This is a genomic window from Arthrobacter sp. NEB 688, assembly GCF_013201035.1.
GTDB lineage: Bacteria > Actinomycetota > Actinomycetes > Actinomycetales > Dermatophilaceae > Phycicoccus.
Window position 1 is genome coordinate 284,501 of record NZ_CP053707.1, and the last position, 20,576, is coordinate 305,076.

Below are 20,576 nucleotides of genomic sequence, written 5' to 3' on the forward strand. Positions count from 1 at the left end.
CCCCCAACGCCCCCCCGACCACCCACCCGGGACGAAAGAGACACCCACACCATGGCCAAGCGCATCGACGTCAAGGACCTCGACATCTACTACGGCGACTTCAAGGCCGTCGAGGGCGTGACGATGACGGTGGAGCCCCGCTCCGTCACCGCCTTCATCGGCCCCTCCGGCTGCGGCAAGTCGACGGTCCTGCGCACGCTCAACCGGATGCACGAGGTGATCCCTGGCGGGCGGGTGAACGGGTCGGTCATGCTCGACGACCAGGACCTCTACGCCTCCTCGATGGACCCCGTCGCCGTGCGGCGGACGGTCGGCATGGTGTTCCAGCGGCCGAACCCCTTCCCCACGATGTCGATCCGCGACAACGTCGCCGCCGGGCTGCGGCTCAACGGGCTGAAGAACAAGAAGAAGCTCGACGAGGTCGTCGAGACCTCGCTCAAGGGCGCCAACCTCTGGAACGAGGTCAAGGACCGGCTCGACAAGCCCGGCGCCGGCCTCTCGGGCGGTCAGCAGCAGCGGCTGTGCATCGCGCGGGCGATCGCGGTCAACCCGCAGGTGCTCCTCATGGACGAGCCGTGCTCCGCGCTCGACCCGATCTCGACGCTGGCCATCGAGGACCTCGTCAACGAGCTGAAGTCCGAGTACACGATCGTCATCGTCACGCACAACATGCAGCAGGCGGCCAGGGTCTCGGACCAGACGGCGTTCTTCAACCTCAAGGCGACCGGCGAGCCCGGGCGCCTCGTCGAGGTCGGCGACACCCAGCGGATCTTCTCCAACCCGACCGAGAAGGCGACCGAGGACTACATCAGCGGCCGCTTCGGCTGACCCGCCGCGCCACCCACCCCCACCTCCCGGGCTTTCCCGACTTATTGCGAGTTCCGCCGCTCGACACGCCTTCGCGCGGCGCGTCGGGCGGCGGAACTCGCAATCAGTGGGGATGACACGGCGCCGTCCACAGGCTGCCGGGTCGCCGAGCGTCATCCACAGATGTCCAGCGGCGTCTGGTGACGGTCGGGCCCACGTCCCAGCATCGTCCAGATGCTGCTCCCCGACCTGACCGCGCTGCCCCAGCCCTTCTTCCTCGACGACGCCGCTGCCGCCGGCATCACCCGGCACCAGGTGACCCGCGAGGTCGGCCGCGGCGTGCTCACGCGCGTGCACCGGGGCCTGTACGCCGTGGCGGACGGGTGGAACGGGACGCCGCCGTGGCAGCAGCAGCTGGGACTCGCCGCCGCTGCTCATCGCGCCCACCCGGGGCACGTGACGAGCCACCACAGCGCCGCCGGCCTGCACGGTCTCCCCCTCCCGCAGCAGGGTCTGCACCAGGCCGTCCTCACCGTGGAGGACACCTCGACCACCAGCCGTCACGCCTGGCTCGACCTGCGGCACGGCGAGCTCCCGGACGCAGAACGCACCCTGGTCGCCGACGTCCCGCTGACGACGGTGCCGCGGACGGTGGTCGACTGCGCCCGCTCCCTCCATCGGCCCGACGCGGTGGCGGTCGCCGATGCTGCACTGCGCGCCGGGCACTGCACGTCGCACGAGCTCGTGGCGGTGCGGCGTGGGCAACGGCGCTGGCCGGGTGTCACGGGCGCCGACGCCGTCTTCGCGTTCGCCGACCCCCGGCGCGAGAGCTGGCTCGAGTCGGCCTCCGCCGTCACGCTGCACGGGTGGGGGATGCCGCTCGGTGTACCGCAGGTCGACGTGTTCAGCCTGGACGGCGAGTGGCTGGCCCGGGTCGACGTGGCGTGGGCCGAACTCGGGGTCGTGGGCGAGGCAGACGGCCGGGGGAAGTTCCTCGGCGACCCGGAGCTCGGCCTCGGCGATGCCCCGACGGACGTGGCCGCCCGGCTGCTGCACTCGCACGACCGCGCCGAGTCCCTCCGTTCGGTGGGGCTCCAGGTGGTGCGGTGGACGTCGGCGGAGCGCATCGCCAGGCCCCAGGCGGTGGTCGCGCGCTGGCACCGCGCCGTCGGCGCCGCGGCCGTCACCCCGCACCGGGCGCTGCTCCGGTGCACCTGCTGCGGCATCCCTGCGACTGATTGCGAGTTCGACCGCTTTCCCGGCCTCACACCGGCGCGTCGAGCGACACAACTCGCAATAAGTCGGGTCGTGGGGACGAGGGGTCAGGTGAGGGGGGAGAGCAGGGCGTAGACGAGGGCCGCGGCGAGGCCGGCGCCGGGGAAGGTCAGCACCCACCCGATGACGATGGAGCGCGCCACGCCCCAGCGCACCGCCTTGGCCGAGCGCGTCGCCCCGGCGCCGGTGATCGCCGCCGTGATCGCGTGCGTCGTCGAGACCGGCGCCCCGGTCATCGTCGCCACCCAGAGCACGGACGCCGCCGACGCCTCCGCCGCGAACCCCTGCGGCGGGTCGAGGTGGATGATGCCGCGCCCCAGCGTGCGGATGATCCGCCAGCCGCCGGCGTACGTCCCGAGCGAGAGCACCACGGCCGACAGCGCCAGCACCCACCACGGGACGGAGGACTCGTCGGCGCCCCGGTGCCCGCCCGCGACGAGCGCGAGCACGACGACGCCGGCGGTCTTGGACGCGTCCTGCATCCCGTGGCCGAACGCCATCGCTGCCGCCGACACCGTCTGCGCGTACCGGAAGCCGCGCTGCGCCGGCCCCGGCCGCGCCCCCCGGAACACCCAGAGGATGAGCGTCATCAACGCGAAGCCGCCGACGAGGCCGACGACCGGCGACACGACCATCGGGACGACGACCTTGTCGAGGATGCTGTCCCACTTGACGGTCGCGCCGGCCGCGAGCGCCGCCCCGCCGAGCCCGCCGATCAGCGCGTGCGTCGAGGACGACGGCAGCCCCCGCCACCACGTGAGCAGGTTCCAGCCGGTCGCGCCGAGCAGCGCCCCGACGCACAGGACGATCCCCGTCGGCCCGGTCGGCACCGAGACGATGTCGCCGCCGACGGTCTCGGCCACGCGCACCCCGACGAACCCACCGGCGAGGTTCATGACGGCCGCGAGCACGAGGGCGATCCGGGGCGTCAGCGCCCGCGTCGAGACGGAGGTCGCGATGGCGTTCGCGGAGTCGTGGAAGCCGTTCGTGTACGTGAAGGCCATCGCGAGGACGACGACGAGGGCCGCGGGCCACCACTCCACGACGGGTCAGGACTCCCGGACGGCGATCGCCTCGACGGTCATCGCGACGTGCTCGAAGCCGTTCGCGGTGGCCTCGAGCGCGTCGATGATGTCCTTGTGCTTCATGACCGTCAGGGGGTCGGCCTTCTTGGCGTTGAACAGCTCGGCGAGCATCCGGCGGTACTGCTTGTTCGCGCGGTTCTCGAGCCGGTTGATCTCGACCCAGTACGCGTCCATCTCCTTGAGGGAGCGCAGGCGGGGCATCGCGTCGAGGGTCAGCTCGGCCATCCGCGAGATGACCTCGACCTGCTTGGCGACGCGCGGCATCAGCTCGTCGACGCGGTAGAGGACGATGAGGTCGACCGCGGCCTCCATGAGGTCGACGCACTGGTCGAGCGCGACCGCGAGGGCGTGGATGTCGGAGCGGTCGAACGGGGTGACGAAGGACCCGCCGACCTTGCGGACGATGGCCCGGGTGGCGTCGTCGGCGGCGGCCTCGATCTCGTGCATCTGCTCGAGGATGACCCCGCGCTCGTCGGCGTCGGCCGCCAGGAGCGCGGTCAGCGCCCCCGCGCCCTCGACGAGCTGTCGGGCCGAGTCGGCGAACAGCGCGAAGAAGGAGGGGTCCGAGGGGGTGAGGCGAAAGCCCACGATGAAGGTCTCCCGGGAAGCGGCCTGGTGCTCGGGTACAGGCTAGGCCCCGACCCGCCCCCGTGCGTCAGGACCCCGGATCCCGAGCGGCCGCGTCGTCGTCACCCGCGGCATCACCGTGCGCGTCGTCGGCGTCCGACGGCGGCGTCTGCGCCCCGTCGACCCCGAGGATGGCGTCGATGTGCTCCTGGTCCATCGGGCCGTCGCTCGCGGTGGCCTCGATGACGAGCGCTCCGACGAGCGTGATCTCCTCCTGGAGCTCGTCGTCCGTCAGCGGGTCGTCGGGGCTCATCCGGCCACCGTAGGGGCAAACGCGCCGCCGCGGCCGGACGCCGACGATGTCGGGGGCCGCGGCGTCGAGGGCGGCGCACTTAGGGGTCGAGGACGGGCCGCGGACGATGAGGTGGGTGCCGGACCGGGAGCGCCTCACGGCGCGTGGCCGCTCGTAGCGGCTGATGTTGGGACCCGGGGCTGCCGCGGCCCGGCACCCACGAGAGACACTAACGCGTGCCCCGGCCCGGGATGTTCCCGACGGGGGAACCGATCCTCGGGGAAGTGAACGCCCCGGGGCCGAGCGGGTCCCCGCGGGATCCCGGTCGGGCCTCAGTCCAGCTCGCCGGTGCGCCAGAGGCGGGCGCTGACCCGCAGGTCCTCGCCCGTGGCCAGCAGCGCGGCGCCGCTGCGGGTGAGGTCGGTGGCCGACAGGGGGTCGAGGACGTCGTGGTCGTTCGCGAGGTCGGCGCGGCCGGCGGCGATGACCGCGCAGAAGGCGGACGCCCGCTCGAGCGCGACGGCGAGGTCGCCGTCGAACACCCCGGCGAGGATCTGGTCGGCGACGCGCATCAGCTCGGCGGGCTCGGGCGGCTCCGCGATGCCCGCCACGGCGTGCGCGACGTCGGTGAACCGGATGCCGGCGGCGTACTCGCGGCTCGCGGCCTCGGGGCTGCGGCGCACCCACTCGCGCAGCGCGTAGAGCCGCCACAGCGCCCCGGGCAGCGAGCGCCCGGGCCGGGCGGACCACAGGTCGGCGACCGTCGAGAGCCCGAGGTCGTCGACGAGCGAGACGAGGCGGGAGGTGACCTGCGGGTCGTGCGCGGCGCGGCCCGCCCCGACGAGGATGGCCGCGGTCTGGTGCGCCATCTCCGTCGTCTCGGCCGGGCCGGGCGAGGTGCCGCCGTGGGCCTCGAGCGCGTCGGGGCCGAAGCGCACCGGCCGGCGCGGTACGGGGCGTCCTCCGTCGCTCGTCATCCCGGCAGTCTCGCACCCCGAGCCGGGCGCGGCGGCGCGGTGGTCCATCCGACCGCCCTCACCAGCGCCGATGCCGACCGCCCCGGCTAGGTTGGAGGGACCGCCGTGCCCGCCGGGCACTCCCGCACCCCGGAGGACGACCATGGCCACCGACGCACCCGTCGCGAGCGCCCGCCGCGAGCCCGGGGCCGGCCGCGACCGGGCCCCCGACTCCCCCACCGAGGTCAGCCGGCGCGGCTGGCGCACGACGGCCAAGGCCGCCTTCGCCGAGTTCCAGCGCGACCAGTGCACCGACCTCGCCGCGGCCCTCACGTACTACTCGGTCCTCGCGGTCTTCCCGGCGCTCCTCGCGCTCGTCTCGCTGCTGGGCGTCTTCGGGCAGGGCGAGTCCACGACCCAGGCCCTGCTCGACGTCGTGCGTCAGCTCGGCCAGGGCGACGCCGCCGACCAGCTGTCGGGCCCCATCCGCTCGATGGTCGGGGCCAGTGGCGCCGGCTTCGCGCTCGTCCTCGGCATCGGCACCGCCCTCTTCTCGGCCTCGGGCTACGTCGGTGCCTTCGGGCGGGCGCTCAACCGGGTCTACCAGGTGCCCGAGGGCCGGCCGGTGTGGAAGCTGCGCCCGCAGCAGGTGCTCATCACCCTGGGCCTCGTCGTCATGGCCGGGCTCGTCCTCGTCGGGCTCGTCGTCAGCGGGCCGCTGGCCGACGTCGTCGGCAGCCGGATCGGGCTCCAGACGGCCACCGTCACGGTCTTCACGGTCGCCAAGTGGCCGGTGATGCTCGGCGTCGTCGTCGTCATGGTGGCGGTCCTCTACTACTGGACGCCCAACGTGCGCCAGCCCCGCTTCCGCTGGGTGTCGGTCGGGGCGGCGGTCGCCATCGGGCTCTGGCTGGTCGCCTCGATCGGCTTCGGCTTCTACGTGACGACCTTCGGCTCCTACGCCAAGACCTACGGCTCGCTCGCCGGCATCGTCGTCTTCCTCCTCTGGCTGTGGATCACCAACCTCGCGCTGCTCTTCGGCGCCGAGGTCGACGCCGAGCTCGAGCGGGTCCGCGAGCTCGAGGCGGGCATCAAGGCCGAGCACACCGTCCAGCTGCCGCTCAAGGACGCCTCGGGCGCCGAGAAGGCCAAGGAGAAGCTCGACGAGCGGGTGCGGGCCGGACGCCGGCTGCGGCGCGGCGTCCCCGAGCCCCGGCCGCACGACGAGCGGGCCGACTCCGTCGAGCTCGAGCCGCTCCCCTCGCAGGGCGCCCGCCGCCGCTGAGCCGGCGACGGGCACCCCCGGCGGGCGGTCAGCGGGCGGTCAGCGCCTCCGGCAGGCGCTCGGCGCGGGCGTCGACGTCGGCCGAGATGCGGTCCAGCTCACCGAGGGTGCGCTGGGCGGCGGCCGGCGGGACGGGCCGCGCGCAGGTCGAGGTGAGGGCGTCGACGAGGACCCGGTTGGCCGCCGGGAGGGTCGGGGCGTCCGCCGTGTACTGGCGCCCGCCGAAGGCCACGCTCGCCTGCCGGGTGCCGTCGGCCGAGGTGAAGACGAGCGTGATCGTCCCGAAGGACGCGCCGTCGTGGCCGTAGAGCGTGCCGTACCGCCCGGACGCGTCGGGGCAGGGGTCGCTCGCCCGGTAGATGCCCAGGCCGTAGGCGATCGGCTCGGTGGTGCGCGGGGTGAGCAGCTGCGCCAGGGACTTCTTCGAGACGAGCTTCCCGGCCATGAGGGAGCGGTAGAACGCGCCGATGTCGGCCGCGCTCGCGACGACCGCGCCGGCCGAGGAGAAGACGCTCGAGCTCGTGCCGTCGAGCAGGTAGGGCCGCTCGAGCACCGCGTAGTCGCCGATGTGCGCCGGCCCGGCGAAGGTCCGCCCGGTCGTGGGGAAGCGGGCGTCGCGCATCCCGGCGGGCCGGAAGACCCGCTGCTGCAGCAGAGAGCCGACCGAGCGGTGCGTGGCACGCTGGAGCATGAGCCCGACGACGACGTAGTTGGTGTTCGAGTAGCCGTAGGAGGTCCCGGGCTCGAACAGCCACGGCTGCGAGAGACCGGCCCGCACGAGCTGCCGGTCGGTGCGGTCGCGGGTCAGGACGTCGACGAGCTCCGTGCCGGTCTCGGCGTCCCCGAGCAGCGGCAGGATGTAGTCGGGCAGGCCGCTGCGGTGGCTGAGCAGCTGCTCGAGGGTGACGTCGCCGTGGCCGGGCAGCAGGCCGGGCCAGACGTCGTCGACCGTCGTCTCGAGGCTCCAGCGCTTGCGGTCGACCTCCTGCAGCGCGAGCACGGCGACCATCGCCTTCGTCACGCTGGCGACCCGGGCGGTGTCGCCGGGCCGGGCCGGACGGGCGGCGTCGATGGTGCGCACGCCGGCGGCACCCTCCCAGGCCCGACCGGTCGCGCCGCGGCTGTGGGCGACGGCGCCGACGGCCCCCGCGGCGGTCAGCTCCTCGAGCCGCTGGTCCAGGCGCGCCCGGGCCGCCGCCCGGTCGTCCCCGGCCGGGGCGGAGGCGGCGCCGGAGGGTGCGGCGGCCACCGGGGCGGGGGCGGCGCTCGCAGCACCGGAGGCGCCGGCGACGGTCAGGGCGCCGACGGCCCCGAGGGCGAGGGCGGTGCGCAGGCGACGGACGTGGCGGGTGGTGGTCATCGGGTCCCCTCGGTCGGTGGTGGGTCGCGGCGGGCTGCCGCCCCTGCCGTCTACCGGGGCGACGGGGCGCACCGGCTCCCCCGCGGGACGGGTCCTGCCCTCCCCCTCGCGTGTGAGGCCGGGCCGGGATGTGAGGCGTGGGACGGGTGGGGTGCACGCGAGGTGAACTTCTCGACAAACCCTCAACACCGCAGGTCAGGGTTGGCGAGCGCGGCCTCCGGACGCGCGTACAGTCGACACCGTGCGAACGAGTCGACACCGGTGAACCGGCTGCAGCAGGGGTACCGCCTCGGGGGCCGGTACCTGCTCGGCTCGCGCATCGCCTCCGGCGGGATGGGTGACGTCTGGCGCGCCGACGACGAGGTCCTCGACCGCACGGTCGCCGTCAAGGTCCTGCGCCCCAGCACCGAGAGCGAGCCGGTGTTCGCCCGGCGCTTCCGCGACGAGGCCCTCTACACGGCGGCCCTCGCGCACCCGAACATCGCGACCGTCTACGACTACGGCGAGGAGGACCACCTCGCCTACCTCGTGATGGAGCTCGTCGACGGCGAGCCGCTCTCGGCCCTCGTCCGCCGGGAGGGCGCCCTCGCCCCCGACCGGGTGCGCTCGGTCGTCGCGCAGGCCGCGCTGGCGCTCGGTGTCGCGCACGAGGCCGGGGTGGTGCACCGCGACGTCAAGCCGGCGAACATCCTGCTCACCGCCGACGGCACCGTGAAGCTCACCGACTTCGGCATCGCCCGAGCGCTCGACGGCAGCGGCCACACGCTGACCGGCGAGGTCGTCGGCACGCCGCACTACCTCTCGCCGGAGCAGGCCCTCGGGGAGGCCGCCACGGGCGCCAGCGACCTGTACGCCCTCGGCATCGTGGCGCACGAGATGCTCACCGGCAGAAGGCCGTTCGATCGCAACACGCCGGTCGCGACCGCGCTGGCGCAGGTCCACGACCCGCCGCCCCCGCTGCCGGAGCACGTCACCGGCGCGCTGCGCACGCTCGTCGAGCAGTGCCTCGCGAAGCGCCCCGAAGAGCGCCCCGCCAGCGCACGCGAGCTCGGCGAGCGGCTCGGCGACGTCGACGCCGAGCCCGCGGCCGACGTCGCCGCCCACCACGTCCGGGGGCACGCCCTCTCCGCCGAGCGCCGGTCGGCCGACGAGGCGGCCGCAGCCGCCGCGGCGCCCGTCCGCGACCCCTCGCCGACCCCCACGACCCCGGTGGCGCCCCTGGGCCACCCCCACGGCCGTCGGCGCCGTCGAGCGCTGCACCACGAGCGCGGCAGCGTGCCGGCCGGTCCGTCCGTGACGGTCGGCGAGGACGGCGTCCGCCGCGTCCACTGGGCGTGGCTGCCCGCGACGGCGGTCATCGCCGCGACCTTCGCCGTCGGGCTGGTGCTCGCCCTCACCCGCTGAGCAGGCCCCCGCCGCCGCCCTCGCCGGGCCCCTCGCAGGGGCCGCGCGACCCCCGCGGGAACACCAGCGGCTCCCCCACCGTTCACCGAGCAGACGCACCTTCGTCAAACTTGAGACAAAGCTTTGACAAGGGTCCCTGACCTCGACATACTCATGGCTCCGGCCTCACCGCCCCAGCCGACCCAGCTCGACCGAGAGGTGCTTGACATGGCAACCGACTACGACGCTCCCCGGGTCCGTGACGGCGAAGAGGAGAAGTCCGACAACATCATCGAGCTCGACGCCGCCCGCTCCCGCGGGACCAGCGTCGACCTCCTCGAGGAGGACACCGAGGCCGTCGACGGCCTCACCCTCCCCGGCGCGGACCTGTCCGACCTCTCGCTCGAGGTGCGGGTCATCCCGCGCCAGGCCGACGAGTTCTCGTGCATCAGCTGCTTCCTCCTCGTGCACCGCTCGCAGGAGTCCAAGCCCGGCACGAGCATCTGCCTCGACTGCGCCTGACCGTCCGGAACCACCGCACGACCCGCACGACCCCGATGGCCGCACTCTTCCGGAGTGCGGCCATCCCGCGTCCCGGGGCCTCAGGGGGCGCCGGGGGTGCGGGCGACGTCCCGGCAGGAGCTCGACGGGTCGCCCGAGGACGCGGGGAAGACGGTGTCGAGGTCGATGCCCTGCTTCTGCGCGACGGCGCCGAGCAGGCGGCACATGTCCTCGACCTGCGCGCTCGACGCGGCGTCGCCGCCGTCCACGACCTGGGTCACGACGTCCCTCGCGTTGCCCGCGGCGCCGCACGAGGCCAGCAGGATGATGACGAGCACGACGTTGACCCACGTCTGGAGCCGGACGAGCGGCGGACCGGTCGGGCCGCTCGGCGGCGGCTCGAAGGCCGGGACGGGTGGCGGCGTGGCGGGTGCGGACATGGAGGTGCTCCCCTTCGCTCGTGGTCCGACGGACCGTGCGCCCACGAGTGTGCCGGTCCGGGGCCGCTCGGACCATCAGGCTGCGCCGGCGCCGGCCGGGTGACGACGAGGGCGGTCACCGGCGGTCTGCCCGCAACCGGCTGCTGCGCAGCCGTGTCGGGGACGCGTCCCGAGAGATGCCTACTCGCAGACGATCCCGTCGGAGTCACCGTCGCGGTACCAGCCGTACTCCGGGTCCCGGCCGCGCGTGTAGGGGCCGTGGCCGGCGGCCTTCGCCGCCCGGCAGGTGGCGAAGCGGGGGTCGCGCGCAGCCTCCGGTCGGGCCGGCGCCGGAGGACGCGGTGTCGTCGGTGCCGACTGCTCGGGCGACCCGCCGAGGGGGATGCGCCGCGCCGTCGGCAGCGGCTGCCCGGGGCACCTCGCGAGGACGCGCTCGGTCGCCGCGCGCTCCGCGGCGGTCATCCAGAGGCGGTACCGGATCTTGACGGCCACCTGCCGGGCGACGTACGCGCAGCGGCCGGCCGCGCGCGGGGGCAGCCAGGTGGCGGCGTCGCCGTCACCCTTGGCCGCGTTGGTCGGGCCGTCGACGGCCAGGAGGTTGAGCGGGTCGTTGGCGAAGGCGGTCAGGGTGGACGCCGGCCAGCGTTGCGCCCCCTTCTGCCAGGCGTCCGAGAGCGCGACGACGTGGTCGACCTGCACGGCGCCCGACGTGCCCGCGCCCCGCACGAAGCGGAGGGTGCGCCCGGTGTAGGGGTCGTGCAGCGAGCCCGAGAGCACGACGCACCCGCGCGTCCCACCCCTGAGCGTGACGTCCGTGAGGTCCCTGCGCAGCACGTCGTTGCGGGTGTCGCAGCCGTTGCGGTCGGCGTCGGCCCAGGCCTGCCCGAAGCGGTCCCGGTCGTAGCCCGTCCTCGGCGCGCGACCCTTGACCGGGATGCCGGCGAGGGCCGCCAGGGCCGGACCCCGGGGCTTCGGGGACGCGGAGGGCGGCGCGGACGCCGGAGCCGGTGTGGCCACCGGCGGAGGCGTCGAGCGGGTGGGGGTCGGGGTCGGAGTGACCGTCGACGGCGTCCGCGTGTGGGTCGCGGTCGGCGCAGCGACGGGGGCATCGGCCTCCGCGCCGGCGCAGCCGGTCAGCATCAGGGCCACGAGAGCGCCGGCGGCCACGGCGACCCGACCACCGGATGCATGTCGGCCTCGTCGACCATCCTGAACGTGGTCAGGTGTCCCGGTGTGCCGCACCGGGACAGGATGCCTTCCAGGGCCGGCCGCCTCCTCGAGGCTCGCGGAGCGCCGACCGAACGGACGACCTCGGCGTGCGGGACGCGGTGCTCCGCCCCGTCGACCTAGAGGCGCTCGTCGGTGCGCCGCGCCGTGGCCCGCTGCCTCACCACGGCCACGCCCGCCGCGACGACGACCGCCACCACGCCCAGGACGCTGACGAACAGCTGCGTCCCGAGGGCGAACAGCAGCCCGAGCCCCATCCAGAACAGGCCGTAGCCCGCGACCGCCGCGAAGGCGACGGCGAGAGCGGCGACGACGACCGACCCGGTCGTGACCCGACGGCCCGAGGAGGTGCTCACGGGTCCAGCATGCCCGCCCACCCCACCACGGGGCCATCGACGGCTCGGCCGGACGGACGGGATCTGCCCTGTTCACCGGGTGTGCTGTCCTCCCGCCGTGGTCTCATGGTCGCCGGCCACGCGCACAGGAGGACGGAGGCACCGATGGCTCGACGCCTGGGAGCGCTGCTGCTCGGCCTCTCGCTGACCGCCCTGGCCGGGTGCGGCTCGACCTCGGCGACGGCCGGCGCCGACGGCACGGCGCCCGTCCCCCGGACCCTGGCCCCGGCCCCCGCCGGGCCCTCCACCGGCCTGACGGCGATCCAGGGCACGGTCCTCGGCCTCCCGGACGGCGAGCGCGCGACGGTCCACCTCGAGATCTGGCCCGCCGACGACGACACGAAGGTCGGCGAGGCGGTCGACATCCGGTCCACCCCGGAGGTCGAGACCGACCCCTCCGGGCACTGGTCCGTCGCGATCGACCCCTCCGACCTCGGCCGGAAGTACTTCTCCACGAAGAGCCCCGTCCTCAACGTCGACGTCGCGGTGCGGGCCGGCGACGTCGGGGCCTCGTGGTCGGTGCCGCTGTGGTTCCTCGTGGCGGACGGCGTCTGGCGCAGCGACCAGTACGCGACCATCGACGACCGCGTCGTGGACCTCACGATGGACCTCGCCGCGCAGCAGGTCACCACCACCAGCTCGGTCGGCGAGAGCGAGACGCAGGCCCTGCCCGTCATGCCCTTCACCGCGCCGTCGGGCTGACCCCTCGCAGCGGCGCGACACCCGGAGCGGCCGACATCCACCCGTGGACGGGGTGATGTGCGTACTCATGGGTGAGGCGGCGGGGACCCGGCCGCACGACGAGGAGGGGACATGGCGGATCGCGAGGCGTTCGACGCCTACGTGCGCGAGCGGTGGGGCCCGCTGCTGCGCACGGCCGTCCTGCTGACGGGCGACCGCCACTCCGCGGAGGACCTCGTGCAGGAGACGCTGGTCCGTGCCGCGCAGCACTGGAGCCGGGTCGACCCGGCGACGCCCGACGCCTACGTCCGCCGCATCCTCTACACGCGCTCGGTCGATGCCTGGCGCTGGCGACGCCATCAGCCGGACCCGGTCGACTCCTCCACCGAGGGACGCACCCCGCGGTCGCACCCGTCCGACGACGCCGACGTCCGCGTCACGCTCGAGGCGGCCCTGCGTCGCCTCACCCCGCGGCAGCGCGCGGTCCTCGTCGCCCGCTTCTACGAGGACCGCACGGAGGTCGAGACCGCGCGGGTGCTCGGCTGCTCCGTCAGCACCGTCAAGTCCCAGACCCGGCACGCCCTCGAGCGGCTGCGCGTCCTCGCGCCCGAGCTCGCCGCCACCTTCGGACGGGAGGGGAGCCTGCGATGACCCCCGACACCCTGACCACCGCCCTCCAGCACCTCGTGGACGGCGTCGACGACGCCTCCGGGCCGGCGCCCGAGGCACTGTGGGCCGGCGGGCGACGCCGCCGCCGGGCCGCACGCGCCGTCCCCCTGCTCGCGGCCGCCTGTGTGGCCGCGCTCGTCGCCCTCCTCGCGTGGCCGGCCGGCTCCCCGCGGGCCGCGGTCCCGGCCGTCCGCGTCGACGACGGTCCCGTCCGCTTCACGTCCTACCCCGGCGCGATCCCGAAGCCGCCCGTCGTGACCGAGACCTCGACGCCCGGGACCACCGCGGCCGTCGTCCTGGGCGAGGACCCGGCCCGCCCGTGGGTCGTCTCCCCCACCGGGCAGGTGCGACGTCTCGTCCTCGACACCGACGTGCCGGTGCCCACGGAGGCCGGCCCGTCGCTGTCGCCGGACGGCCGGTGGCTCGCCCGCGGCCCGGTCCTCACCGACCTGCGCACCGGCACCACCGTCCCCGGGCTCCGCGCGCGCTCGACGCTCGAGCGCCGGTGGACGCCGCCCGAGCAGCCCGCCTTCTGGTCACCCGACTCCTCGCGCGTCCTCGTCGCCGGCGTGAACCAGGGCATCCCGGTGTCGGTGGGCGTCGTCGTCGCGACGGACGGCTCGACCGCCGACGCGCCCCTGGTCGACGACGCCGTCCAGCCCGTCGTCGCCGGATGGCTGGACGACGACACCGTGCTGGCGCTGCAGCCCTCCGGCTCCCCCACCGTGCTGGACCTCTACCGCTGGACCGTCGGCGACCCCACCTGGACCCCGACCGGCGCGACCGTCTCGTGGGGCGACCCCGAGGCCCCGGGGATGCGTGCCGACCTTTCCCCCGACGGCACGCGGCTGCTGCTCACCCAGGGTGAGGTCGACCCCGACAGCGGCGTGATCGCCGGGACCCACGCGATGCTCTTCGACACGCGGACGGGTCGAGGGCTCGGGCAGCCGTCGCCCGACGGAACCCTGGACCCCGCTCACTACCTGCAGGGGTCGTTCTTCGGCTGGGACGGGTGGGGCTGCCGGCCGGCCTGGAAGGACGGGCTGCCCGTCCACGCCGACGGGGACGTGGCGGGGTTCGTCGAGGACCCCGGCGCGCGGTACTCGGGCCGGTCGGGCTCCGCCTTCGACCTCGTCGCGGTCTCGGCTCTGTACGACGGAGCGTGTGTCTCGTTCGCGGGCAACGAGCTCCGCGGCACCCCGCAGGTCGACACCCGAGCCGTCTGGACCGAGCGACTCGTCCGGTGGGGTCCGTGGGTGCTGCTCGGCTTCGCGGTCGTCCTGGTCGTCCTGTGGCGCCGTCGCCGACGTCACCCGGTGCGGATGTCGTGAGCGGTCGGGCCGGTCAGACCTCGAGGTCCCCGGCAGTCGTGACCGTGGCGTAGGAGTCGGCGAGGGCGGCGAGGAACGCGGCGTGCACGTCGGCCGCGACGACCGTGCGTCCGCCGAACTCGAGGTCCGGTGCCGCGCAGGCGTCCGCGACGACGGTGACCGTGAGCCCGAGGTCGGCGGCGGCCCGGACGGTTGCGTCGACGCAGAGGCTCGTCATCATCCCGGCGACGACGAGGGAGTCGACGCCGAGGCCGTCGAGCATCGCCCGGAGGTCGGTGTCGCGGAACGCGTTCGGGAAGGCCTTCTGCACCACGGGCTCGCCGTCCTGCGGCGCGACCCGGTGGTGGATCTCGACCCCGGGAGTGCCCGGCCGGAAGAAGTCGGCCTCCGGGTCGTCCCAGACGTGCTGCACGTGGACGACCGGGTGGCCGGCGGCGCGGAACCGGCCGAGGACGTCCGCGGCGTGCTCGGCGGCCTTGTCGGGCCCGACGAGGGGGAAGGCGCCCCCCGGGAAGTAGTCGTCCTGGATGTCGATGAGGAGGAGCGCGGTGGTCATCGGTGTCCTGTCGTCAGGGGCCGCCTCGGAGGCGGCACGGTCGTCGGTTCCATCCCAGCACGGCCGAGCCTGCCGAGGGCCCGGCGCGCCCTCCGGCCACCTCGCCCGTGCCGGGTCGACGCCTCAGCCGGTGGACTGGTCCTCGGCGCCGAGCCCGTCGAAGGCCTTGGTGCGCCCCTCGGGGTCGAGCGTCGTCAGCAGCCCGTCGCAGATGGCGCGCAGCTGGTCGACCTGCTCGGCGTCGAGGCCGTCTAACACCCGGCCGCGGACCTCCTCGACGTGGCCCGGGGCGGCGGCGACGACGGCGTCCCAGCCCACCTCGGTGAGGTGCGCGTTGGTCGCCCGCCCGTCGCCGGGGCACGGCAGGCGCTCGACGAGACCGCGGTCCTCCAGGCGCCGGACGACGTGCGAGAGCCGGGGCAACGTCGAGTTGGTCCCGCGCGCGAGGGCGGTCATCCGCAGCACCCGCCCGGGCGCCTCGGAGAGCCGTGCGAGGAGGTAGTACTCGAAGAAGGTGAGCCCGGCGTCGCGCCGCAGCTGGGAGTCGAGGGCTCCCGGCAGGAGCTCGAGGACGGAGACGACCCGCATCCACGCGGCGCGCTCCGGGGCCGTGAGCCACCGGGTCCCGTCGTCGGGCGCGCCGCCGGACGACGGGGGGCGGGGCGTGGAGGCGGGCACGGACCCAGTCTGCCCGCTCGATGGTTGTTGAGACAACTATTCGGTGCTACGTTGGTTGTAGCAACAACCAACGATCGTCGAGGAGACACCGTCATGACCGCAGTGACCATCATCGGAGCGGGGTCCATGGGCTCGGCCATCGCCGCCCTGGCCGAGAAGGGCGGCAGCAGCGTCCAGGTGCTCGGCCGCGACGGCGCCGACCAGGCCGTGACCGGCGACGTCGTCGTCCTCGCGGTCCCCTACCCGGCGCTGCGCGAGATCGCGACCGCCCGGTCCGCCGAGCTGGCCGGCAAGGTCGTCGTCGACATCACCAACCCGCTCGACTTCCAGACCTTCGACGCGCTCGTCGTCCCGGCCGACTCCTCCGCGGCCGCCGAGCTCGCGGCGCTCCTCCCGGACTCGCACGTCGTCAAGGCCTTCAACACCAACTTCGTCGCGACCCTCACCTCGGGCGAGGTCGCCGGTCGGCCGACCACCGTGCTCGTCGCGGGCGACGACGCCGACGCCAAGGCCACGCTCGCCGAGGTCGTCACGGCCGCCGGGCTGCGCGCCGTCGACGCCGGCAGCCTGCGCCGCGCCCGCGAGCTCGAGGCCCTCGGCTTCGTCCAGCTGACCCTCGCCGTCGGCGAGAAGACCCCGTGGACGGGCGGTTTCGCGCTCGAGGCCTGAGCCGACCGACCGCAGCACGAGAGCCCCCGCACCGGCACCTGCCGGCGCGGGGGCTCCGTCGTCGATCGTGGCGGCCGGCCCTCAGACGAGGGCGGGCTCGCGGGCCTCGGCGGGCTCGGCCGTCCGGGCGGAGCGCCGGGCGACCACGAGGACGACGAGCCCGAGGGCCGTGACCGCGGCGCCGGCCCAGATCGGCGAGGTGTAGCCGAGGCCGGCCGCGATGGTCATCCCGCCGACCCAGGCGCCGAGGGCGTTGCCGACGTTGAACGCGGCGATGTTCGCCCCCGAGGCGAGGGTCGGGGCCTGGCCCGCGAACCGCATGATGCGCATCTGCAGGCCCGGCACGGTGGCGAAGCCGAAGCCGCCCATGAGCACGAGCAGGACGACGGTGGCGGCCTGCGAGCGCGCGGCGAGCGCGAAGGCGACCATGACGAGGGTGAGCCCCGTGAGGACGAGCACGAGCGTGCGGTCGACGTCGCGGTCGGCGGCGCGCCCGCCGAGCAGGTTGCCCGCGAAGAGGCCGACCCCGAAGAGGACGAGGAGCCACGGGACCCAGCCGGCGGCGAAGCCCGAGACGCCGGTCAGCGTGTAGGCGATGTAGGTGAAGGCGCCGAACATCCCGCCGAAGCCGAGGACCGTCACGACGAGCGAGAGCCAGACCTGACCGCTCGCGAAGGCCCGCACCTCGGTGCGCAGGCTCGTCGGCTGCCGCCCCTGCGCGCCGGCGGACGGGACGAGGACGGCGATGGCCACGAGCGCGAGGACGCCGATGCCGGTGATCGCCCAGAAGGTCGAGCGCCAGCCGTGGGCCTGGCCGAGGAAGGTGCCGAACGGCACGCCCAGCACGTTGGCGACGGTGAGGCCGGCGAACATCGTCGCGACGGCGCCCGCGCGCCGCTCGGGGGCGACGAGGCCGGCGGCGACGACCGACCCGATGCCGAAGAACGCCCCGTGGCACAGGGCCGCGACGACCCGGCCGGCCATGAGCAGGCCGTAGGTGGGGGCCAGCGCCGAGATGAGGTTGCCCGCGACGAAGAGCACCATGAGGCCGAGCAGCACCGGCTTGGGGCGCAGCCGGGCGGTGGCCATCGTCAGCAGGACGCCGCCGACCGCGACGGAGAGCGCGTAGCCAGAGATGAGCCACCCGGCGGTGGCCTCGGTGACGCCGAGGTCGCCGGCGACGTCGGGCAGGAGCCCGGCGATGACGAACTCGGTGAGCCCGATGCCGAAGCCGCCGGCGGCGAGGGCGAGGAGTGCGAGGGGCATGACTGGTCCTTCTCGTGATGAGTGCACGCGGCGGTATCCCGCGTCTGCAAGTAACTGGGACGACGTTAGTTGCAGACGCGGGATATTGCAAGACGCGATATGATGGTGACGCACGTGGACGACGAGGAGGAGGACCGATGGGGATCAGCGACACCGCGGTCGAGGTGCGCGCGCAGGGCTGGCGCCGGCTCACCGCGCTGCACGGGCTCATCGAGTCGACGCTCGAGCGCTCGCTCACCGAGGAGCACGGGTTGTCCGTCGTCGAGTACACCGTCCTCGACACGCTCTCGCGCCAGGACGGGTGGCACCTGCGGATGACGCAGCTCGGCCGCGCGGCCGCGCTCTCCCCCAGCGCCGCCACCCGGCTCGTCAACCGCCTCGAGGACCGCGGCCTCCTGACGCGCATCCTCTGCGCGGACGACCGGCGCGGCATCTACACCGAGCTGACGCCCGCAGGGCGCGACCTGCTCGAGCGCGCCCGTCCCACCGCCGACGACGCACTGCACGGAGCGGTCGAGCAGGCCCGCGACACACCGGAGCTCGCCGACCTCGTCGACGCCGCAGGCCTCGCCTGAGGGTCAGGCCTCGGGGCTCGTCGGCAGGTCCTCGAAGACCTCGAACGAGTAGCCGGTGTCGCGGTGGACCCGGCTGAGCAGCTGCACCGAAGAGACCTCCCACTCGGGGCTCTCGTAGCGCCCCAGCGCCTCGACGACCTGCTCGAGCACGGGCACGGTCGTGGCGTCGGTGACCTTCGCGACGGTGAGCCGCGGCACGAAGAGGCGGCGGTCGACGTAGAAGGCGTGGTCGGCGACGAGCGGGGGCAGGTTGCGGGCGATGTGGGCCAGGTGCTCGACGTCGCCCTGCACCTTGAGGGCGATGCTCGGGTCGGTCTCGTCCTCGAGCGCCCAGACGCCCGAGAGCCGGATGCGGGCCTTGAGCCCGAAGCGACGGGTCGGCCAGTAGAGCGCCTCGTGCAGACGCCGCGCATCCGGGACCGTGAGGTTGCCGAGCCCGATGATCCGCAGCCGGAAGGCCCCCGCGTGGGTGAGCTCGAGCTGCTGGGCGGCGCCGGGGACGCGCGCGACGATGCCCGTGACCGCCTCACGGACGTGGTCCGGCGGCAGCACCGCCACGGACAGCTGCATGTCACCTCCTCACCCTCGTCGTCCGGTTCCACGACATCGTGGCACCGCTGGCCCTCGTGTGCCGGGAGGCACGGGCCTGTGCGGACCGAACCACCCCGAGCCGGAGCGCCGCGCAGGCCGACTCGTCGCGCCGCGCCCGTCCCGGCCGCCGCCGGACCTCGGGCCCCGCGCCACCGGGAGTGGCCGGAGGTGACGCTACCCTCGGTCACGCGGGTGCGCGGGACATCCGGGCCACGGGGTGTCCTCGACCGGTCCGAAGTGCCTCCACCCCCGGGCCTCTAGCTCAACGGTCAGAGCTGCGGACTTTTAATCCGTAGGTTGTGGGTTCGAATCCCACGGGGCCCACCAAAGCCGCAGGTCAACCGCGGTACCGCTGATCGCTCGCACCCCGAAATCAGGGGGGTGTGGCGATATGTGTGGCTACATCCCGTCACTTCCGCCGGTCGGAGCAGGAGCTCTGCCACGGACATCGGCCCCGCCAGATCACCCTCACGGCGACGGCTCGCGATGTGGTCAACGGCATCTGCTGTGGTTGACTCCGGCGAACCCATTTCGTGGAAAGGAACCACATGGCCCAGCGAACGGTCACGATTTTCTCGGACGACCTCGATGGCAAGGAGAGCTCGGACATCGAGACAGTCGCATTCGGCTTCGACGGCGCCAGCTACGAGATCGACCTGTCGAAGAAGAACCGCGCTGCGATGGAGAAGGCTCTTGCGCCGTACCTCAACGCAGCGCGCAGGGCGACGAGCACCCGCGCACGCGCTACCCCTGCTCGCCGCGAAACCGTGACCTCGGATGACCGTGAGTGGCTGCGCAAGAACGGCTTTCCGGACGTCAAGGACCGGGGCCGGCTTCCCAGGGCAGCGATCGATGCGCTGAAGGGCCGCTGACAGCTCGACTGCATTGCCGCGTCTTTCGACGCTCGCGCTCTCACTCATTGCGCGCTATCCCGCCGTCGGTCGAGCCTTCCAGTGACTCCAACACCTCGGCCATCGCCGACGTTACGGCACGACGTCCCATGTAGACGTCCTGGGTCATCGAGATTCTCGAGTGCCCGAGCTGATCGGCAATCATTCGCGCACTCGCGCCGCTGCTGTCGAGAATGGTCGCGACCGTCTTTCGGTACGTATGTGGGGTGACCCATTCGAATTGCGTTCCCTGCCGGACCCGACGGAATGCAGCGCCGACGTTGTTGCGGTCGCGATAGCCGCCTTTGGCGTCGGCGAAGACGGGTCCATCGCTGATGCCCAGGCGGTCTCCTCGTGCGCGGAGCATCGTCAGGCACCAGCCCGGCAGCACCAGCACGCGGTAACTCGATCGCGACTTCAACCGTGAGGCGATCAGCCCCTTGCCGTTCACGCGGATCACCGTGCGCTCGACGCTGACGACGCCTCGGTCGAAGTCGATGTCGGACCATCGCACGCCTAGGGCTTCGCCCAAACGCAGTCCTGTGGCGAGGACGAACCGCGCGAGCTCCGGGAGGTCACGCCGGCGGGCGAACTCATCCTCGTCAAGGACCGATAGCCACTCATGGACCTCGCTCGGCGTCAGCGCCTTCGCCGTACGGTCCCGATCGAGCTCGAGCGGTGTGACGTCACGGACGGGGTTCGTCGTCAGCCCGCCCTGGCGCACGGCCCAACCGCAGATCCCAGACAGAATGGTGCGGCACAGCTTCGCCGTCGCATAGCCCTTGGTCCGCAGGACCCCTTGGAGGAAGCGGTCGAGCCGGGCGGTGGTGGTCTCCGCCAGCAGCAACTCACCCAGCTGAGGGACAACGTGTCGCTTGACGGCGTGCCGGTACAGGTCGAGCGTCGAGGGGCTCCTCGTTCCCCGCTCGACACGCTCCTCGATCGAGGCAAGCCACGCGGCGGCCGCCGTCGACAAGGGCATCGCGGCCGCTACCCGATCCTGCTCCCCTCCCTCCAAGACCCGGTTCAGCTCGCTCATGACCGCACGCCTGGCAGCTGCACGGGTCGGAGCGCTCTTCCGTATTCGTTGGCGGCGG

Annotated in this window: 24 protein-coding genes and 1 tRNA gene; 12 read left to right on the forward strand and 13 right to left on the reverse strand. The window is 73.9% G+C overall.

All coding sequences use genetic code 11. The features are described 5' to 3' along the window. The first annotated feature begins 51 nt into the window (after positions 1-51). Complete coding sequence (gene pstB / locus HL663_RS01360; protein WP_173026712.1) at positions 52-828, forward strand: phosphate ABC transporter ATP-binding protein PstB; 777 nt, start codon at positions 52-54, stop codon at positions 826-828. A gap of 213 nt (positions 829-1,041) precedes the next feature. Next, positions 1,042-2,157, forward strand: a complete 1,116-nt coding sequence (locus HL663_RS01365) for a type IV toxin-antitoxin system AbiEi family antitoxin domain-containing protein (protein ID WP_173026713.1) — start codon at positions 1,042-1,044, stop codon at positions 2,155-2,157. Here the strand turns inward: HL663_RS01365 and HL663_RS01370 are convergent. The 4 genes from HL663_RS01370 to HL663_RS01385 all read right to left on the reverse strand — a co-directional run bounded on the left by HL663_RS01370 (position 2,130) and on the right by HL663_RS01385 (position 5,003). After that, entirely contained in the window at positions 2,130-3,125 is a 996-nt protein-coding gene (locus tag HL663_RS01370) for an inorganic phosphate transporter (RefSeq protein WP_286175845.1), read from the reverse strand. The two genes, HL663_RS01365 and HL663_RS01370, sit on opposite strands and share 28 nt — an antisense overlap. Before the next feature lie 6 nt (positions 3,126-3,131). After that, positions 3,132-3,755: a DUF47 domain-containing protein gene (locus HL663_RS01375; protein ID WP_173026714.1), complete on the reverse strand. Its 624-nt coding sequence runs from the start codon at positions 3,753-3,755 to the stop codon at positions 3,132-3,134. A 67-nt stretch (positions 3,756-3,822) separates the two neighbouring features. Further along, entirely contained in the window at positions 3,823-4,047 is a 225-nt protein-coding gene (locus HL663_RS01380) for a hypothetical protein (RefSeq protein ID WP_173026715.1), read from the reverse strand. 311 nt (positions 4,048-4,358) lie between these two features. Then, positions 4,359-5,003, reverse strand: coding sequence for a hypothetical protein (locus HL663_RS01385; RefSeq protein WP_173026716.1), 645 nt, complete (start codon positions 5,001-5,003; stop codon positions 4,359-4,361). Between the two features lie 142 nt (positions 5,004-5,145). On the opposite strand from HL663_RS01385, the gene HL663_RS01390 reads away from it, so the two are divergent. Beyond that, positions 5,146-6,267 carry a YihY/virulence factor BrkB family protein gene (locus HL663_RS01390; protein WP_216842647.1) on the forward strand — a complete coding sequence of 374 codons (1,122 nt, stop codon included), beginning with the start codon at positions 5,146-5,148 and terminating at the stop codon, positions 6,265-6,267. Between the two features lie 28 nt (positions 6,268-6,295). Here the strand turns inward: HL663_RS01390 and HL663_RS01395 are convergent, their stop codons facing one another. Then, the gene (locus HL663_RS01395) at positions 6,296-7,627 is read right to left on the reverse strand and encodes a serine hydrolase domain-containing protein (RefSeq protein WP_173026717.1); all 1,332 of its coding nucleotides are present in this window, start codon (positions 7,625-7,627) and stop codon (positions 6,296-6,298) included. Positions 7,628-7,888: 261 nt separating this feature from the next. Between HL663_RS01395 and HL663_RS01400 the strand changes: the two genes are divergently transcribed. Next, positions 7,889-9,031, forward strand: a complete 1,143-nt coding sequence (locus HL663_RS01400) for a serine/threonine-protein kinase (protein WP_286175847.1) — start codon at positions 7,889-7,891, stop codon at positions 9,029-9,031. Between the two features lie 207 nt (positions 9,032-9,238). Next, positions 9,239-9,532: a DUF4193 domain-containing protein gene (locus HL663_RS01405; RefSeq protein WP_030528457.1), complete on the forward strand. Its 294-nt coding sequence runs from the start codon at positions 9,239-9,241 to the stop codon at positions 9,530-9,532. Positions 9,533-9,612: 80 nt separating this feature from the next. Here HL663_RS01405 and HL663_RS01410 read toward each other — a convergent pair whose 3' ends face one another. The 3 genes from HL663_RS01410 to HL663_RS01420 form a co-directional block, all read right to left on the reverse strand. Then, positions 9,613-9,951: a hypothetical protein gene (locus HL663_RS01410; RefSeq protein WP_173026718.1), complete on the reverse strand. Its 339-nt coding sequence runs from the start codon at positions 9,949-9,951 to the stop codon at positions 9,613-9,615. 180 nt (positions 9,952-10,131) lie between these two features. After that, positions 10,132-10,968: a GmrSD restriction endonuclease domain-containing protein gene (locus HL663_RS01415; protein WP_286175848.1), complete on the reverse strand. Its 837-nt coding sequence runs from the start codon at positions 10,966-10,968 to the stop codon at positions 10,132-10,134. 329 nt (positions 10,969-11,297) lie between these two features. After that, complete coding sequence (locus HL663_RS01420; protein WP_173026719.1) at positions 11,298-11,534, reverse strand: hypothetical protein; 237 nt, start codon at positions 11,532-11,534, stop codon at positions 11,298-11,300. A 144-nt stretch (positions 11,535-11,678) separates the two neighbouring features. Here HL663_RS01420 and HL663_RS01425 point away from each other — a divergent pair, with 144 nt between their 5' ends. The 3 genes from HL663_RS01425 to HL663_RS01435 all read left to right on the forward strand — a co-directional run bounded on the left by HL663_RS01425 (position 11,679) and on the right by HL663_RS01435 (position 14,254). Continuing rightward, positions 11,679-12,275 carry a hypothetical protein gene (locus HL663_RS01425; protein ID WP_173026720.1) on the forward strand — a complete coding sequence of 199 codons (597 nt, stop codon included), beginning with the start codon at positions 11,679-11,681 and terminating at the stop codon, positions 12,273-12,275. Between the two features lie 111 nt (positions 12,276-12,386). Further along, positions 12,387-12,905: a SigE family RNA polymerase sigma factor gene (locus HL663_RS01430; protein WP_173026721.1), complete on the forward strand. Its 519-nt coding sequence runs from the start codon at positions 12,387-12,389 to the stop codon at positions 12,903-12,905. Continuing rightward, positions 12,902-14,254 carry a hypothetical protein gene (locus HL663_RS01435; protein ID WP_173026722.1) on the forward strand — a complete coding sequence of 451 codons (1,353 nt, stop codon included), beginning with the start codon at positions 12,902-12,904 and terminating at the stop codon, positions 14,252-14,254. Before HL663_RS01430 ends, HL663_RS01435 begins: the two co-directional genes overlap by 4 nt. 13 nt (positions 14,255-14,267) lie before the next feature. Here HL663_RS01435 and HL663_RS01440 read toward each other — a convergent pair whose 3' ends face one another. Together HL663_RS01440 and HL663_RS01445 are read right to left on the reverse strand one after the other, a co-directional pair. After that, positions 14,268-14,810 (reverse strand): cysteine hydrolase family protein, encoded by a 543-nt coding sequence (locus HL663_RS01440; protein WP_173026723.1) that lies wholly within the window; start codon positions 14,808-14,810, stop codon positions 14,268-14,270. Positions 14,811-14,933: 123 nt separating this feature from the next. Beyond that, the gene (locus HL663_RS01445; RefSeq protein ID WP_173029934.1) at positions 14,934-15,398 is read right to left on the reverse strand and encodes a MarR family winged helix-turn-helix transcriptional regulator; all 465 of its coding nucleotides are present in this window, start codon (positions 15,396-15,398) and stop codon (positions 14,934-14,936) included. Between the two features lie 183 nt (positions 15,399-15,581). Here HL663_RS01445 and HL663_RS01450 point away from each other — a divergent pair, with 183 nt between their 5' ends. Next, positions 15,582-16,157 carry an NADPH-dependent F420 reductase gene (locus HL663_RS01450; protein WP_173026724.1) on the forward strand — a complete coding sequence of 192 codons (576 nt, stop codon included), beginning with the start codon at positions 15,582-15,584 and terminating at the stop codon, positions 16,155-16,157. A gap of 81 nt (positions 16,158-16,238) precedes the next feature. Here HL663_RS01450 and HL663_RS01455 read toward each other — a convergent pair whose 3' ends face one another. Then, entirely contained in the window at positions 16,239-17,423 is a 1,185-nt protein-coding gene (locus HL663_RS01455) for an MFS transporter (protein ID WP_173026725.1), read from the reverse strand. Positions 17,424-17,560: 137 nt separating this feature from the next. On the opposite strand from HL663_RS01455, the gene HL663_RS01460 reads away from it, so the two are divergent. Continuing rightward, positions 17,561-17,998, forward strand: coding sequence for a MarR family winged helix-turn-helix transcriptional regulator (locus HL663_RS01460; protein WP_173026726.1), 438 nt, complete (start codon positions 17,561-17,563; stop codon positions 17,996-17,998). A gap of 3 nt (positions 17,999-18,001) precedes the next feature. Here HL663_RS01460 and HL663_RS01465 read toward each other — a convergent pair whose 3' ends face one another. Beyond that, entirely contained in the window at positions 18,002-18,568 is a 567-nt protein-coding gene (locus HL663_RS01465) for a 2'-5' RNA ligase family protein (RefSeq protein ID WP_173026727.1), read from the reverse strand. A gap of 272 nt (positions 18,569-18,840) precedes the next feature. Here HL663_RS01465 and HL663_RS01470 point away from each other — a divergent pair. Together HL663_RS01470 and HL663_RS01475 are read left to right on the forward strand one after the other, a co-directional pair. Continuing rightward, positions 18,841-18,916: transfer RNA gene (locus HL663_RS01470), tRNA-Lys, on the forward strand. A gap of 221 nt (positions 18,917-19,137) precedes the next feature. Beyond that, positions 19,138-19,461, forward strand: a complete 324-nt coding sequence (locus tag HL663_RS01475; RefSeq protein ID WP_173026728.1) for a histone-like nucleoid-structuring protein Lsr2 — start codon at positions 19,138-19,140, stop codon at positions 19,459-19,461. A 40-nt stretch (positions 19,462-19,501) separates the two neighbouring features. On the opposite strand, the gene HL663_RS01480 is transcribed toward HL663_RS01475, so the two are convergent. Beyond that, the gene (locus tag HL663_RS01480) at positions 19,502-20,518 is read right to left on the reverse strand and encodes a site-specific integrase (protein ID WP_286175851.1); all 1,017 of its coding nucleotides are present in this window, start codon (positions 20,516-20,518) and stop codon (positions 19,502-19,504) included. Positions 20,519-20,576: the final 58 nt, after the last annotated feature.

Coding starts and splice junctions, on each gene's coding strand:
- pstB (WP_173026712.1), top strand. CDS start 52: ATGGCCAAGCGCATCGACGTCAAGGACCTCGACATCTACTACGGCGAC.
- HL663_RS01365 (WP_173026713.1), top strand. CDS start 1,042: ATGCTGCTCCCCGACCTGACCGCGCTGCCCCAGCCCTTCTTCCTCGAC.
- HL663_RS01380 (WP_173026715.1), bottom strand. CDS start 4,047: ATGAGCCCCGACGACCCGCTGACGGACGACGAGCTCCAGGAGGAGATC.
- HL663_RS01385 (WP_173026716.1), bottom strand. CDS start 5,003: ATGACGAGCGACGGAGGACGCCCCGTACCGCGCCGGCCGGTGCGCTTC.
- HL663_RS01390 (WP_216842647.1), top strand. CDS start 5,146: ATGGCCACCGACGCACCCGTCGCGAGCGCCCGCCGCGAGCCCGGGGCC.
- HL663_RS01395 (WP_173026717.1), bottom strand. CDS start 7,627: ATGACCACCACCCGCCACGTCCGTCGCCTGCGCACCGCCCTCGCCCTC.
- HL663_RS01405 (WP_030528457.1), top strand. CDS start 9,239: ATGGCAACCGACTACGACGCTCCCCGGGTCCGTGACGGCGAAGAGGAG.
- HL663_RS01410 (WP_173026718.1), bottom strand. CDS start 9,951: ATGTCCGCACCCGCCACGCCGCCACCCGTCCCGGCCTTCGAGCCGCCG.
- HL663_RS01425 (WP_173026720.1), top strand. CDS start 11,679: ATGGCTCGACGCCTGGGAGCGCTGCTGCTCGGCCTCTCGCTGACCGCC.
- HL663_RS01430 (WP_173026721.1), top strand. CDS start 12,387: ATGGCGGATCGCGAGGCGTTCGACGCCTACGTGCGCGAGCGGTGGGGC.
- HL663_RS01435 (WP_173026722.1), top strand. CDS start 12,902: ATGACCCCCGACACCCTGACCACCGCCCTCCAGCACCTCGTGGACGGC.
- HL663_RS01440 (WP_173026723.1), bottom strand. CDS start 14,810: ATGACCACCGCGCTCCTCCTCATCGACATCCAGGACGACTACTTCCCG.
- HL663_RS01445 (WP_173029934.1), bottom strand. CDS start 15,398: ATGCGGGTCGTCTCCGTCCTCGAGCTCCTGCCGGGAGCCCTCGACTCC.
- HL663_RS01450 (WP_173026724.1), top strand. CDS start 15,582: ATGACCGCAGTGACCATCATCGGAGCGGGGTCCATGGGCTCGGCCATC.
- HL663_RS01455 (WP_173026725.1), bottom strand. CDS start 17,423: ATGCCCCTCGCACTCCTCGCCCTCGCCGCCGGCGGCTTCGGCATCGGG.
- HL663_RS01460 (WP_173026726.1), top strand. CDS start 17,561: ATGGGGATCAGCGACACCGCGGTCGAGGTGCGCGCGCAGGGCTGGCGC.
- HL663_RS01465 (WP_173026727.1), bottom strand. CDS start 18,568: ATGCAGCTGTCCGTGGCGGTGCTGCCGCCGGACCACGTCCGTGAGGCG.
- HL663_RS01475 (WP_173026728.1), top strand. CDS start 19,138: ATGGCCCAGCGAACGGTCACGATTTTCTCGGACGACCTCGATGGCAAG.
- HL663_RS01480 (WP_286175851.1), bottom strand. CDS start 20,518: ATGAGCGAGCTGAACCGGGTCTTGGAGGGAGGGGAGCAGGATCGGGTA.